This is a genomic window from Amycolatopsis sp. NPDC058986 (assembly GCF_042741125.1).
In the GTDB taxonomy this organism is placed as follows: domain Bacteria; phylum Actinomycetota; class Actinomycetes; order Mycobacteriales; family Pseudonocardiaceae; genus Amycolatopsis.
This window is the reverse complement of record NZ_JBHYJW010000037.1, coordinates 41,000-54,755: the sequence shown is the minus strand read 5'-3', so window position 1 is coordinate 54,755 and position 13,756 is coordinate 41,000. Positions and strand designations below refer to the sequence as shown.

The 13,756-nt window shown below is 70.4% G+C and carries 11 protein-coding genes; 8 read left to right on the top strand and 3 right to left on the bottom strand.

The features are described 5' to 3' along the window. Positions 1-143 precede the first annotated feature (143 nt). Complete coding sequence (locus ACFW0G_RS28710) at positions 144-2,402, top strand: LuxR C-terminal-related transcriptional regulator (RefSeq protein WP_378328526.1); 2,259 nt, start codon at positions 144-146, stop codon at positions 2,400-2,402. 36 nt (positions 2,403-2,438) lie between these two features. Here ACFW0G_RS28710 and ACFW0G_RS28705 read toward each other — a convergent pair whose 3' ends face one another. Continuing rightward, on the bottom strand, positions 2,439-3,143 hold the full coding sequence (locus ACFW0G_RS28705; protein ID WP_378328525.1) for an esterase/lipase family protein: 705 nt from the start codon (positions 3,141-3,143) through the stop codon (positions 2,439-2,441). A 101-nt stretch (positions 3,144-3,244) separates the two neighbouring features. Continuing rightward, entirely contained in the window at positions 3,245-4,120 is an 876-nt protein-coding gene (locus ACFW0G_RS28700) for a MurR/RpiR family transcriptional regulator (protein ID WP_378328524.1), read from the bottom strand. Between the two features lie 95 nt (positions 4,121-4,215). Between ACFW0G_RS28700 and ACFW0G_RS28695 the strand changes: the two genes are divergently transcribed. From ACFW0G_RS28695 to ACFW0G_RS28675, 5 genes are read left to right on the top strand one after another with little or no spacing between them, the layout of a single operon-like run. After that, positions 4,216-4,962, top strand: a complete 747-nt coding sequence (locus ACFW0G_RS28695) for an amino acid ABC transporter ATP-binding protein (protein ID WP_378328523.1) — start codon at positions 4,216-4,218, stop codon at positions 4,960-4,962. 19 nt (positions 4,963-4,981) lie between these two features. Continuing rightward, positions 4,982-5,920: a transporter substrate-binding domain-containing protein gene (locus ACFW0G_RS28690; protein ID WP_378328522.1), complete on the top strand. Its 939-nt coding sequence runs from the start codon at positions 4,982-4,984 to the stop codon at positions 5,918-5,920. Positions 5,921-5,933: 13 nt separating this feature from the next. Next, complete coding sequence (locus tag ACFW0G_RS28685; RefSeq protein WP_378328521.1) at positions 5,934-6,578, top strand: amino acid ABC transporter permease; 645 nt, start codon at positions 5,934-5,936, stop codon at positions 6,576-6,578. Continuing rightward, on the top strand, positions 6,575-7,396 hold the full coding sequence (locus tag ACFW0G_RS28680) for an amino acid ABC transporter permease (RefSeq protein WP_378328520.1): 822 nt from the start codon (positions 6,575-6,577) through the stop codon (positions 7,394-7,396). The genes ACFW0G_RS28685 and ACFW0G_RS28680 overlap by 4 nt, the downstream gene beginning before the upstream one ends. Beyond that, on the top strand, positions 7,393-8,892 hold the full coding sequence (locus tag ACFW0G_RS28675; RefSeq protein WP_378328519.1) for a serine hydrolase domain-containing protein: 1,500 nt from the start codon (positions 7,393-7,395) through the stop codon (positions 8,890-8,892). The genes ACFW0G_RS28680 and ACFW0G_RS28675 overlap by 4 nt, the downstream gene beginning before the upstream one ends. Here ACFW0G_RS28675 and ACFW0G_RS28670 read toward each other — a convergent pair. Beyond that, complete coding sequence (locus ACFW0G_RS28670) at positions 8,873-10,963, bottom strand: phosphocholine-specific phospholipase C (protein WP_378328518.1); 2,091 nt, start codon at positions 10,961-10,963, stop codon at positions 8,873-8,875. The genes ACFW0G_RS28675 and ACFW0G_RS28670 overlap by 20 nt on opposite strands. A gap of 154 nt (positions 10,964-11,117) precedes the next feature. Here ACFW0G_RS28670 and ACFW0G_RS28665 point away from each other — a divergent pair, with 154 nt between their 5' ends. Together ACFW0G_RS28665 and ACFW0G_RS28660 are read left to right on the top strand one after the other, a co-directional pair. Then, entirely contained in the window at positions 11,118-11,609 is a 492-nt protein-coding gene (locus ACFW0G_RS28665) for a hypothetical protein (protein ID WP_378328517.1), read from the top strand. An 8-nt stretch (positions 11,610-11,617) separates the two neighbouring features. After that, positions 11,618-13,741, top strand: coding sequence for a bifunctional polysaccharide deacetylase/glycosyltransferase family 2 protein (locus tag ACFW0G_RS28660; protein WP_378328516.1), 2,124 nt, complete (start codon positions 11,618-11,620; stop codon positions 13,739-13,741). Positions 13,742-13,756 lie beyond the last annotated feature (15 nt).

Below are 13,756 nucleotides of genomic sequence, written 5' to 3'. Positions count from 1 at the left end.
AAACGAGTACACCTTGTATTCGATACACATCGTACGCGTTTGAATGACCAGGTCAACGCGCTGAACCGCAGGAGTGACGGAGGAGACTCGAGCGGTTAAGGTGGTCTGTCGATCAACGCGAGAAACGGGCGTGGAACGTAGCGATGGGGCTGCCGGGCGTGGTGACCAGCCTGATCGGCAGGCGCCGGGAGACGGCCGAGGTCCGGTCGCGGCTCGGGCCCGGCCGGGTGCTGACCCTCGTCGGCCCTGGCGGTGTCGGCAAGACGCGGCTGGCCGTCGCGGTGGCCGACGCCGTTCGTGACCGTGTCGGCGAAACCGTGTTCGTGGGGTTGGCCGAGCTGCGGGACGGCGCACTGCTGCCGACGCTGGTGGCGGATCGGCTGGGGTTGCAGGACCGGTCCGGTCAGCCCGCCCGGCGCGTGGTGCTCGACCATCTCCGCGACCGCGAAGCCGTGCTGGTGCTGGACAACTGCGAGCACGTGGTCGAAGCGTGCGCGAAGTTCGTGGCGGCGGTACTCGCCGGGTGCCCGCGGGTGGCATTGCTGGCGACCAGCAGGCAATCGCTTGGCGTCGCCGGGGAACATCTCGTGCGGGTGTCCCCGTTGCCGGTGCCCGCGGACGACGTCGCCTGCACACCCGCCGCCCTCGCGCAGTACGACGGGATCCGCCTGTTCGCCGAGCGCGCGACGGCCGTCCTCCCTTCCTTCCGGATCACCGACGCGAACTGCGCCGACGTCGTGCGCGTGTGCCGCAGGCTGGACGGGCTGCCGCTGGCGATCGAACTGGCGGCGACCCGCATCCGGTCGCTGTCGCCCAAGCAACTCGCCGAGCGGCTGACCCGCCGGCTGCCGTTGCTGACGACGGCACCGCGCACGGCGCCGGAGCGGCAGCAGACGCTCCGGGCGGCCGTGGCCTGGAGTCACGAGCTGTGCTCGCCCGCCGAACAGGCGGTGTGGGCGTGGGCGTCGGTGTTCGCCGGGTCCTTCGACCTCGACGCGGCGGAGGAGGTCTGCGGTGGCCTCGACGTCCCCGCGGCCGAGGTACTGGACGCGATCGACGGGCTGGTGGACAAGTCCGTGCTGGCCCGCGAGGAGGATCAGGGCGAGGTCGTTCGCTATCGCATGCTGGAGACTCTGCGCGAGTACGGGCAGGAACAGCTGGAGCGATCGGGCGAGCGGACCCACGTGGCGCGGCTGCACCGCGACTGGATCGATCGGCTCACCGCCAGGGCCGACACGGAATGGGTGAGTTCCCGGCAGCTCACCTGGATCGACCGGCTGCGCCGCGAGCACGGGAACCTCCGCGCCGCGCTGGACTGGTCGCTGGCCACGCCGGGCGAGGCGGGAGCGGCGCTGCGCATCGCCGGACGGCTCGACGAGTACTGGTCGCTGCGAGGATCGAGTGTCGAGGCCCGGACCTGGCTGGAACGCGCACTGGCCGCGGCGGGGGAGGACCACCCGGGCCGGGCGCACGGGCTGGCGGTCTGCGCGCTGCACGCGCTGTGGCATTCCGACATGGCCGCGGCGGACGCGCTGCTCGCCGAGGCGGAGGCGCTGGGCGGGGACGAGGTGACGCGGGCACACCGCACCTACGTCGCGAGCCTGCTCGCGTTGATGCGGATCGAGCCCGTTGCGCCCGAGCTGGCCGCTGCCGCGATCGACGTTTTCCGTGCCCACGGCGAGGTTCGTCGTGAACTGCATCCGTTGTTCATCCACGGCACTTCGATCGCCTATCTCGGCGATCTCGAGGCGGGGCGGCGCTCGTTGCGGCGGATGATGGCGCTGAGCGAGGAGCGCGGCGAGTCCTACTACCGGGCCATGGCGTTGTTCGGGATCACGGCCGTCGAGGTGGGGTACGGCGACATCGAGGTCGCCGACGCGGCGGCACGGGACGGGCTGTCCATCGCCGCGCTGATGCACAACCGGCTCGGCGAGGCCTACCGGCTGGAGTCCATGGCCTGGGTGGCGGACGCGCGGGGCGAGTACGAGCGGGCCGCGACGCTGTTCGGCATCGCCGCGACGGCGTGGGAAAGTGTCGGTGCCACCGCGGAGGTCGCCGTCGCGTTGCCGCACCGCCGGCACGCGAAGTCCACCCGCAAGGCGCTCGGCGCGGACAGGTTCGCCGCGGTGTTCGCCGAGGGCCGCGCCATGGACACCGGCCGGGCGATGCGCTACGCGCTCGGCGACGCCGGCGGTCCGCTCACCGACACGACCGAGGACGAGCTGACCAAGCGGGAACGGGAGATCGCCGGGTTCGTCGCGAAAGGACTGTCCAATAGGGACATCGCGGCGGAGCTGGTCGTCTCGCCGCGGACCGTGGACGCCCACGTGCAGCACATCCTGACCAAGCTCGGTTTCCGCAACCGCGCGCAGATCGCCGCCTGGGTCGCCGGGCGGCGGTGAGCGGGAGGCGAGGGGCGCTTCCCGCTCACCGCGGCGTCACGAGGCGAGCAGTTTCCGCACGCTGTCGAGGACACCGGGATCGCGGAAGATGTTCGTGTGCGTGACCCCGGGGGTGGTGACCTCGATGTTCTCCGCGCCGTCGATCGGGGTGTTCGTCGGCGGCACGATGATGCGGTCGTTCGGCGTCCACAGGGTGGCCCACTTCGTGCCCGCCGGGAGCGCCGGGGCGGCGTTGAGCTTCGACAGCACCGCCGAACCGGGCACCATCTCGCGGCAGGTCACGAGGGCGGTGCACAGGTTCGCCATGGTGGTGCCCTTGTTCGCGCCGGACAGGGAGATCCAGTGGTCGGTGACCCCGGCGCAGCCCGCGAACTTGACGCAGTAGCGGCTGTTCAGGCCGCCCATCGAATGCGAGACGATGTCGACCTTGGCCGCGCCGGTCCTGCTCAGCACGTCCCGCACGGTCTTGCCGAGCGCTTCGGCGGTGGTCACGTTCGACTGGGTATAGGTGTCGTAGGTGATCGCGGTGATCTGGTCACCGGTGTAGCCGTCCTGGGCCAGGGCCTGTTTCAGGGCACCCCACATGGACCCGTCCTCGGTGAATCCGTGGACGAGCACGATCGGGTTCCGGTGGTTGGGGAAGCCGCCCGCGGCCGACGAGGCCGGGGCGTGGGCGATCGAGACGGCGGCCAGCGCGGCGGCGAGGCCGAATGCCGCGACACTGCGGCGGAGTCGGTTCATCGTGTTTTCTCCTCGATGATCACGGGGCCTCCCAGCGTTGCCGCGCCATGACCTCCGGACATCGGGAGAATTACCTAGACGACTGCGTACGTCGCGGGCCGTCAGTGCGGCCGCTCGCCCAGCTCGCCGCGCAGCAGGGTGAGCAGCTCCGTGGTGGTCTTGGCGGTGTCCGCGGTCCTCGCCGCGATCGTGTGCGTCAGCATGTCGGTGACGACCGACGCGGTGAGCGTTTCGCCGGTGAACTTCGTCGGCGAGTCCGGTGCCGGGAGCACGACCCGCACCCGGGAGGCGAGGCCGCTGGACAGCTTGCTCGTCACCAGCACCACGGCGGCGCCGGTGCGCTCGGCGTGGGCGATGATCATCTCGACGTCGCGGTTGTGCCGCGCCGGGACGTAGACCAGCACCGCGTCCTCGGCGGTCAGCGGGAGCAGCGCGTCGGCGAGCCGGAAGCCGGTGTCGGGGCAGTGACGGGTCACCAGGCCCCGGCGGGCCAGGCGGAAAGCGGCGTATTCGGCACACACCGAGGAAACGCCGAGGCCCCAGGTGAACACCAGGCGGGCGCCGAGGAGCACGTCCGCGGCCGCCTCGACGTCGGCGGGGGCGAGCTGCCGATGGAGTTCCTTCAGCATTTCGACGCCGTCGGAGACGACGCGGTCGATCTGGCTCGACCCGGACGAGCCGATCTTCTCCATCGTCGTGCTGAGCCGGGTGGTGGGCTCGGTGCGCGTCGTCAGCGTCTGGCCGAGGTGTCGCTTCAGCTCGGGCAGCCCGGAGTAGCCGAGCGCCTTGGCGGTGCGGACCACGGTCGCGTCGCTGGTGCCCGCGGCGCTGCCGAGATCGCCCGCCGACGAGAACAGCACGTCGTTCGGGTTCGCCAGCATGAACTGCGCGACCTGCCGTTCGGCGGGCTTGAGGTCGTCCAGCCGGGCCCGGACGTAGCCGTCGAAATCGTCCCCGTCATACGAAGTAGTAACCATGACACCCTTGACTTAGTCGTAGTGCTTACTACAAACTGCTCACGCTTGACCCTGGATGTAGTAGACACTACACGTGAGCTCGACGAGGAGACCTCATGGACACCGATCGGCCCTTGGTGAAGCTCCGGGGCGTGCGGAAATCGTTCGGCGCGGCACGGGTGCTCACCGACATCGACCTCGACGTGCGCCGGGGCGAGGTCGTGGTGATCATCGGCCCGTCCGGCTCCGGGAAGTCCACGCTGTGCCGCTGCGTCAACCGCCTCGAAACCGCCGACGAGGGCGTCATCGAGATCGACGGGAAAGCGCTTCCCCAGGAGGGGAAGGAACTCGCGCGGCTGCGGGCCGACGTCGGCATGGTCTTCCAGTCGTTCAATCTCTTCGCGCACAAGACCGTCCGCGAGAACGTCATGCTCGGCCCGATCCGGGTCCGCGGGCTCAGCCGGGACGACGCGCGTGAGCGGGCCGACAAGCTGCTGGCCAGGGTCGGCGTCGGCGACCACGGCGACAAGTTCCCCGCGCAGCTTTCCGGCGGCCAGCAACAGCGCGTCGCGATAGCCCGCGCGCTGGCGATGGAGCCGGAGGTGCTGCTGTTCGACGAACCGACCAGTGCGCTCGACCCCGAGATGATCCACGAGGTCCTCGACGTGATGACCACCCTCGCCGCCGAAGGGATGACCATGATCGTGGTGACCCACGAAATGGGCTTCGCTCGCAAAGCCGCCGACCGCGTCGTGTTCATGGCCGAGGGCAGGATCGCCGAGTCGGCCGACCCGGCGACGTTCTTCGCCGAACCGAAGACCGCCCGCGCCCAGGAATTCCTCGCCCGCGTGCTCAGCCACTGAGCCGATAGAGAGAACCTCGATGACAGAAGGAAGACACACGCGGCGCGACGTCGTCCGCGCCGCGCTGCTGGCCGCGGGTGCGGTGCCGCTGCTGGCCGCCTGCGGGGGCCGCGCCGCCGCCCGCACCACCGGCAACAGCGCCTACGCCACGATCGACCAGACCGGCGCCGTCGACCATGGCCCCGTCGGCACCGATCTGCCGGAAACGCCCACGCTGCGCCGGATCCGCGACCGCGGTGTGCTGCTGCAGTCCGGTTCGGTGACCATGGCGGGCTTCGGGTTGATGAACCCGCGCACCGGCAAGATCACCGGCTTCGACGCCGGGATCGCCCAGCTGCTGGCGAAATACCTGCTCGGAAAGCCCGAAGTGGACACGATCACCGGCGGCGCGGACACCCGCGAAGCCATTCTGCAGAACCATTCCGTCGACGTCGCCGTGAGTACGTACACGATCAAGAAGAGCCGAGCACGGCTGGTGAACTTCGCCGGTCCGTACTACATCGCGCGCTCCGGGGTGCTGGTTGCCGCGAACGGGCACGTCGTCAATGCGCTCGACGACCTGGCCGGGCAGGAGGTCGCCGTGCAGCCGGGCGCGGCGGAAGAGGCGCTGCGCGCGGGCTGTCCCGCGGCGAAACCCGTGGTGTTCGAGGAAAGCAGCCAGTGTTCCGCCGCCGTCCGGCAGGGCCGCGTGCAGGCGTGGTCGGCGAACACGGCGATCCTGCTCGGCAAGGCCGCCGTCGACGGGCGTTTGCGGATGACGCCGGTGACGTTCGGCAGTAGCCCGTTCGGCATCGGGACGCCGAAGGACGATCCGGAGTTCAAGAAGATCGTCGCCGGCTTCCTCGAAAAGATCATGGCGGACGGGACCTGGCGGATGCTGTGGGAGCAGACCGTCGGCGTCCTCGTCCGCACCGCAGCGCCCGAGCCACCCCAGCTCGGGTCCGTCCCCGGTTCCTGAGAGGAGTTGAGACATGTCAGTGCTTTTCGGCCACGGCGGGAAAATCCTCGACGGCTTTTACGCGACACTGCTGCTGACGGTGTGCGCGTTTCCGCTGGCGCTCGTCCTCGGCTCCGCCATGGCGATCTGCCGGATCAGCCCGGTGCGGCCGCTGCGGATCCTGGGCCGCCTCTACGTCGACGTCGTGCGCAACTCACCGTTGCTGCTCGTCGTCGTCCTGATCATCTTCGGGCTGCCCGACGCGGGCCTGCTCATCCCGTTGTTCTGGTGCCTGGTGCTGGGACTCGGGATCTACTTCGGCGCGTATGTCTGCGAAACGGTCCGATCCGGCATCCGCGCGGTGGATCGCGGGCAGGTCGAAGCGGCGCGGGCGATCGGCCTGCCGTTCGGCCGCGTCGTCACGGATGTCCTGCTGCCGCAGGCGTTCCGGGCGATGGTGCAACCGCTCGGCACGATCCTGATCAACACCGCGCTCGGCTCGGCACTCGGTGCCGCGGTCGGCGTCGCGGAGCTGACGCTGGAAACCCGTTCATTCAATTTGGACACCGCGCAGCCGATCCTGGCGTTCGCGGTCGCCGCGTGCGGGTATCTGGCCATCAACCTCGTCGTCAGCCTCGCCGTCCGGCTGATCGAAAGAAAAGCGCGGGTATTACGATGAACGAAGACGTTCTGTTTGACGCGCTGGGGCCTCGGGCGAAAGCGCGGCTGCGTATCGTTTCGGTGATCTGCGGGCTGGTGCTGACCGCCATCGTCGTGGCGTTGCTGGTGCAGCTCGGCCTTTCCGGGCAGCTCGACCCGGACCGCTGGGCGATGCTCGCCGACGGCGCGATCCTGCGCTTCCTCCTGCAAGGTCTGTGGATGACGCTCCTGGTCGGCCTGGTGTCGACGGCGTTTTCGGTGGTGCTCGGCGTTTTCCTCGCCCTCGGCAGGCTCAGCCGGACCCGCTGGCTCGGCATCCCGTCGGCCACGGTGATCGAGTTCTTCCGCGCGATGCCGCTGCTGCTGATCCTGTTCTTCTTCATGTTCGGGCTGCCGCTGCTCGGCGTGCGGATTCCGCTGTTCTGGCAGCTCGTGTGCGCGATCGTCGCGCACGCCGGGGCGATCTTCGCCGAGATCGTGCGTGCCGGGATCCTCGCGATCGGGCGGGGCCAGAGCGAGGCGGGCAAGGCGATCGGCCTGCGACACTGGGAGGTGATGGCGTTCATCGTGCTCCCGCAGGCCGCGCGGGCGCTGACGCCGGCGCTGGTGAGCCAGATGGTTCGGGTGATCAAGGAATCCAGCCTCGGCTATGTCGTCGGGCTCGCCGAACTACTCAACAACGGCAAGGTGCTCAGCGAGTTCAGCGGCAACTTCATCCAGGCCTACGTCGGTGTCGGCGTGATCTACATCCTCGTCAACATCGCCCTTTCCCGGCTGGCCGAACGGCTCGCCGAGGGCAAGGGCGCAGTCAAACCCCGAGTACAGGAGCGTTCGTGAATTCCGCCGACCACCCGTTCACCGTCGCCACGCCGTCCGAGGCCGGAGTCGACGCCGACGCCGTCCGCCGGTTCGTCCGCCGGTTGGCCGCGGACGACATCTCCCTGGACAGCCTGCTGATCTGTCGTGGCGGCAAGCTGGTGCTCGACCAGTACTGGTGGCCCTATCGCGCCGATCGGCCCCACATGACGCACTCGGCGACGAAGTCGTTCGTCGGTACCGCGGTCGGGTTCGCGCTGGCCGAAAAGCTCGTCCGGCTCGACGACACGCTGGTGTCGTTCTTCCCGGAAAAGGTGCCCGCGGACGCTTCGGAGAACCTGCGCGCGATCACCGTCGAGGACCTGCTCACCATGCGCACCGGCCACCGCGTCGGGCTGTCCGGCAAGACGTGGCGGCTGCTGAAGACGAGCTGGGTCGAGGAGTTCCTGCGTGCCGACGTGGAGTTCCCGCCCGGCAAGACGTTCACCTACTCCAGCGCGACCTCGCACATGCTTTCGGCGATCGTGCAGCGCGTGAGCGGGGAGACCGTTTTCGACTACCTGACGCCGAGGTTGTTCGAGCCGCTCGGGTTTTCCGGGCACACCTGGGACACCGACCCGGAGGGCATCTGCTCCGGTGGCAACGGCCTGAGCGTGCGCAGTATCGACTTCCTCAAATGGGGGGTCCTGCACCTGAACGACGGTCGTTGGGAAGGCGAGCGGATTCTGCCCGGCGGCTGGGTGCGCGCGGCCAGCGAATGGCACGTCGAGAACGCCCACGCGGGCACGTGGACCGGCACCGAGTTCGTGCCGCAGGCCGCCGAAGACGCCGAGGAACGTCCCGAGGGTTACGGCTACCAGGTCTGGCTGGACACCGACGGCGCCTTCCGCGCGTCCGGGATGTTCGGCCAGGACGTGTTCGTGCTGCCCGCCCACGACGCCGTCGTGGTCACCACCGGCAGCATCCGGCACGGCAGGCACCGGCTGCTTTCCGCGCTGCTGCACGACGAACTGCTGCCCGCGTTCACCGGGACGCCGTCGTCCGCCGCCGACGAGCGCCTGGCCGCCGAGCTGTCCGCCACCCACGACGCGCCCGTCGTCGCCTCGGTGGCCCCGGCCGTCGACGTCGACGGCAAGCGATTCCGCTGTGCTGCCAACGAAGACGACCTCGACACGATTTCGTTCCGCCGCGAGGGCGACGCGCTGGTCGTCACCCTGGAAGACGCCCGCGGTACCCATGACGTCCGATGTGGACTGTCCACATGGGCCGAATCGCACACCGGTGTCACCGGCTGGCGGCTGCACCACTCCTATCAGTCGGAGTCGATGCGCGTGCTCGCCGCCGCCCGGTGGACCACTCCGCGCGAGCTGACGCTCGACTGGTACTTCGTCGAATCGCCGTTCCACGACACGGTGACCGCCGAGTTCACCGCCGACGGGGGCCTGCGGTGGCACCGCCGCGCCAACGTCAACAGCGGCGCCACCGAACGTCCCGTCGTCACCGCCCGGGTGGGGTGACGCCGGGGCGGCCGTCCTCGACCCGGCCGGTCAGCGTGCGCAGGAAGGCCGGGTCGCCGTCGGCGGTCACGCGCAGGTCGTACCAGCCGTGGGCGCTCGGCCAGTCCACGGTCACCTTCCGCCCGGCAGGAACCCGCACCACCCGCGCCGGGCCGCCCTTCGACGACGTCAGCCGCAACGTGACCGCCGACGCGCCCGAGTTCGCCAGTGTGAACTCGGCGCCGGACCGCCACGTGCGCAACCGGGTCTGAACGTCCACACCGGACGCGAGCCCGGTGCGGCTGCCCCGCAGCTCCCACCAGCCGCGGTTCGGGCCCTGCACGACGACGCGGTAGGCGTCGCCGGTCCACGACAGCGTTTCCGTCGCCGTCCCGCGCACGTCCCGGTGCGCGGGCTCGGGAAACTCGCCCGCGTACGGATAGATCGCGAAGTGCGCCGACTCCCGGCCGCTGTTGGCCAGCCGCAGCGCGAGCTTCCCCGACGCGTCGAGGGTGCCGGAAACCGTTGCCTGGTAAGGGAGTGTGCGAGCCGGCCGGGTGCCGGGCTCGACGGCGGGCGGTTCCTGCTTCGCCGGGGCGTTCGGATGCCAGCGGGCGATCGGCGCGGGCACCGGGCCCGGGTGCGCGAGCCGCGGCGGGCGTCCGGCACGGCCGAAGTCGAACGCGCCGGTCAGGTCGCCGGCGACGGTCCGCCGCCACGCGCTGATGTTCGGCTCGGCGACGCCGGTCCAGCGCTCCAGCAGCCGCAGCACCGACGTGTGGTCGTACACCGTGGAATCGACGAAGCCGCCGATCGTCCACGGTGACACGACGGTCATCGGCACTCGCGGGCCGAAGCCGAGCGGCTGGCCGTTGAAGTGGTCGGCGTCGTTCGCCATGTTGCCGGGCGGGACCGGGGGCGGGACGTGGTCGAAGTAGCCGTCGTTCTCGTCGAAGTTGACCAGCAGCACGGTCTTCGACCAGGTGTCGTGGTCGGCGGCGAGCGCGTCGATCAGGTCGTAGATGAGGTTCGCGGAACCGACCGGGGTGGACGCGCCGGGGTGCTCCGAGTCGGCGGCCGAGGGCACCAGCCAGCTCACCCGCGGCAGCCTGCGCGCCTTGATGTCCGCGCGCACGCGGGACACCAGCGTCTTCGGCTCGCTGCGGTACATCGCTTTCTCGAACAGACTCCGCTCGGCCGGGCTCAGCTTGGCGACCCCGGCGTCGAACTCGGCCCGCAGCTGCTTGCGTTCCGCTTCGGACTTCTTGGGGAGCGAATCGTAGAACTCCTCGGTGGTGCGGTATTTCCCCGAAACCGATTCGAGGATTTTCTTGCCGATCTTCTTGAAGGGTACGAAATATTCCACCGGATTGTCGGTGAAGTTGTCCCATTCCTGGTAGATCCGCCAGGACACGCCCGCGGCCTCCAGTCGTTCCGGATACGTCGTCCAGTCGTACCCGGCGTGGTCGTAGGAATAGGCGGCGTTCGTCACCGCGCGGTTCGTGCTGTTCGGTTCGAAACCGACCGTGCCCGTCCAGAGGAAGTTCCGGTTCGGGTTGGTCGAGCCGAAGATCGAGCAGTGGTAGGCGTCGCACAGGGTGAACGTGTCGGCGAGTTCGTACTGCAGCGCGATGTCGGCGCGGTCGTAGTAGGTCATCGTCGCGGCGCTCTTGGCGGCGATCCAGCCGTTGTTCCAGCCGCGCGCCCACGCCTTGCCGGTGCCGCCCCAGCTGTGGTCGAGGTCGCCGAGGTACTGGATGTCCGAGGCGCCCCGTCCCTCGCGTTCGGCCTCCTTGCGCAGCGAGAACGGCAGGACCGTGCCACCGGCCGGGTTCGGCTGCTCGAACACCGGGCGGCCGCCGGGCAGCTCCAGCGGATGGGTGTCGCCGAAGCCGCGGATGCCGCGCAGCGTGCCGTAGTAGTGGTCGAAGGACCGGTTCTCCTGCATCAGGATCACGACGTGCTCGACGGCGCCGAGGCCGCCGCGGCGCATCGGCTCGGCCATGGCCGCGTGGACGGACGGGGGCAGCAGCGAGCCGGCGACGGCCGCTCCGGTGACGCCGAGGACGCGGCGGCGGGACAGTTCAGGCATGTCCGGAACCCTTGCCGAGCAAGGTGAACGGCACAAGAACCGGAAGGGTCGCCTTCGTCGGTAATCGTGTGATGACGGCCCGTCGAATTCCGGGCCCGGGGCATTCCCAATCAGCGGGACATCTGTTTAAGTGGTGCGCCCCTACGGAGTGTGGATGACCGCCTTTTCTGATCTTGACAACGCCGGTCCCGACGGCGAAAGCACCGTGGCGAAGCCTGTCTTCGTCGACCCCAGCGGCCGCCGAAGACGTATTGTGCGCCGCTTCGCGATCGCGGGCTGCGCCGCGCTGGCCTGCTATCTCGTCGTGCTCGTCGCCGCGTTGTCCGGCGCGCCGATTCCCCCGGCCGCGCTGATCCCGCTGCCCGGCCTCGCCGCGCCGCCGTCGACGACGAGCACGCCCTCGCCGGCTTCCCCTGCCACCACAACGGAACACGAGACCGCGACGGAGACTTCCCCCACACCGCCGTCCGAGACCGACGCTCCCCGTACCACGTCGTTGCCTTCCGTTCCGGCGGTGGCGCCGTCGTCCAGCGCGGAGCCGGGGACCACCACCACGACGCCGCCCACCACCGACCACCGCAACAGCCGCGCGCCCACCACGCCCCCGGGGCAGACCCGGCTCACCCTGCCCGGCAACGGGCACTAGGACACACCGTGCCGGACCACCGACGCCGCGCGCCGTCACCGAGGGCGCACTGGGTGCTGCTCGCCTCGGCGCTCGCCGCCGTCGCGGTGCTACTTGCCCTGCACCTGCTCGTCGACGCCGGACCGCGGGCCGACGAGACCATGCCCGCCGGAGCCGCGGTCACCGTCCCCGACGGGGTCCGTGCGGGCGGCGCGGTGATCGACGCCCGCGGCGGGCAGGTCGTGCTGCCGCGTCCCCGGGACAAGACGCTGGCGCTCACCTTCGACGACGGTCCCGATCCCGAGTGGACGCCGCGGGTGCTCGACGCGCTCGACGCGCACCACGTGCACGCGACGTTCTTCGTCACGGGCGCCCGCGCCGCGCGCTATCCCGGGCTGATCCGCGAGATCCTGGCGCGGGGCCACGAAATCGGCAATCACACCGCGACCCATTCCGACCTCCGCGCGGACGGCGAGCTGCGCACCAAGCTCGAGCTGCGGGGCACCGACCTGGCGCTCGCCGGCGCGGCGGGGATCAGCACCTCGCTGGTCCGCCCGCCGTACTCGGCCACACCCCGTGCGCTCGACGACCCGGCGTGGGCGGCCGTGCGCGGGCTCGGCGCCGACGGCAGGCTCGTCGTTCTGTCCGATGTGGACACCGAGGACTGGCGCCGTCCCGGTGTCGATCGCATCGTCGCCAACGCCACGCCCGCGAGCGGTCGCGGTGCCGTGCTGCTCATGCACGACGCGGGCGGTGACCGGTCGGAGACGGTGGCCGCGCTGGACCGCCTCGTCCCGGAGCTGAGTGGCGCGGGCTGGCGGTTCGACACGGTGACCGGCGCGACCGGGATCAGCGGGGCGACCGGTGAGGCCGACACCGTGACCAGAGTGGGCGGCTGGGCGCTCGTCGCGGCCGTCGGCGCGGGCGGGGTGCTCGCCGCGGTGCTGCGGTGGCTGCTGATCGCCGCCGGCGTCCTCGCCGTGCTGCGCACGATCCTGGTGCTCGTCACCACGGCCGTCCACGTGCGGCGCGGGGGCGCGCGGCGGCTGCTGCCGGTCCGTGAACCGGTGACCGTCATCGTGCCCGCGTACAACGAGGAGGCCGGGATCGAGGCGACGATCCGGTCGATCCTCGCCTCCGACCACCATCCGGTGTGGGTGATCGTCGTCGACGACGGCTCCACGGACGGCACCGCCGAGGTCGTCGAGCGGCTGAGCTTTCGCCGCGTCCGGCTGATCCGCCAGCGCAACGCGGGCAAACCCGCCGCGCTCAACGCCGGGCTCGCCGCGGCGCGGACCGAACTGGTGGTCATGGTGGACGGTGACACCGTCCTCGAACCCGGCACGGTGCGCGCGGTGATCCGGCCGTTCGCGGATCCGGCGGTGGGGGCGGTCTCGGGCAACGCCAAGGTCGGCAACCGGGGCGGGCTGCTCGGCCGCTGGCAGCACATCGAGTACGTCATCGGGTTCAACCTCGACCGGCGGATGTACGACGTGCTGGAGTGCATGCCGACCGTGCCCGGCGCGGTCGGCGCGTTCCGCCGCTCGGCGGTGCTCGCGCTCGGCGGCGTCGGGGAGGACACCCTCGCCGAGGACACCGACCTCACCATGGCGCTGGAACAGGACGGCTGGCGCGTGGTGTACGAGCAGGGGGCGCGGGCGTGGACCGAAGCGCCCGCCACCCTCGGGCAGCTGTGGAAGCAGCGCTACCGCTGGTGCTACGGGACCCTGCAGGCGGTGTGGAAGCACCGTCGCGCGATCGTCCGCCGGGGCGCGGCGGGACGGCTCGGCCGCCGCGGCATCCCGTACCTGCTGCTGTTCCAGGTCGTTCTGCCGATGCTGGCGCCCTTCGTCGACCTCGCCGCTCTCTTCGGCGTTTTCACCGGCGACTGGCCGATCGCGCTCGCCTACTGGGCGGTGTTCCAGGTCATGCAGCTGATCCCGGGGGTGATCGCCTTCCGGCTCGACAGGGAACCGCTCGGCCCGCTGGCCGCGCTGCCGCTGCAGCAGTTCGTCTACCGGCAACTGATGTACCTGGTGGTGATCCAGTCGGTGATGACCGCGGTCGCCGGCGCCCGGCTGCCCTGGCACAAACTCCACCGCACCGGGCAGAACACCCCGCCAAGGCCGGTTGGTCCAACCAGGAGTGCTTGAACCGCTGCGCGGAGT

Excerpts from the sequence above, each read along its gene's own strand:
- ACFW0G_RS28710 (WP_378328526.1), top strand. The coding sequence starts at position 144 with ATGGGGCTGCCGGGCGTGGTGACCAGCCTGATCGGCAGGCGCCGGGAG.
- ACFW0G_RS28705 (WP_378328525.1), bottom strand. The coding sequence starts at position 3,143 with ATGAACCGACTCCGCCGCAGTGTCGCGGCATTCGGCCTCGCCGCCGCG.
- ACFW0G_RS28700 (WP_378328524.1), bottom strand. The coding sequence starts at position 4,120 with ATGGTTACTACTTCGTATGACGGGGACGATTTCGACGGCTACGTCCGG.
- ACFW0G_RS28695 (WP_378328523.1), top strand. The coding sequence starts at position 4,216 with ATGGACACCGATCGGCCCTTGGTGAAGCTCCGGGGCGTGCGGAAATCG.
- ACFW0G_RS28690 (WP_378328522.1), top strand. The coding sequence starts at position 4,982 with ATGACAGAAGGAAGACACACGCGGCGCGACGTCGTCCGCGCCGCGCTG.
- ACFW0G_RS28685 (WP_378328521.1), top strand. The coding sequence starts at position 5,934 with ATGTCAGTGCTTTTCGGCCACGGCGGGAAAATCCTCGACGGCTTTTAC.
- ACFW0G_RS28680 (WP_378328520.1), top strand. The coding sequence starts at position 6,575 with ATGAACGAAGACGTTCTGTTTGACGCGCTGGGGCCTCGGGCGAAAGCG.
- ACFW0G_RS28670 (WP_378328518.1), bottom strand. The coding sequence starts at position 10,963 with ATGCCTGAACTGTCCCGCCGCCGCGTCCTCGGCGTCACCGGAGCGGCC.
- ACFW0G_RS28665 (WP_378328517.1), top strand. The coding sequence starts at position 11,118 with ATGACCGCCTTTTCTGATCTTGACAACGCCGGTCCCGACGGCGAAAGC.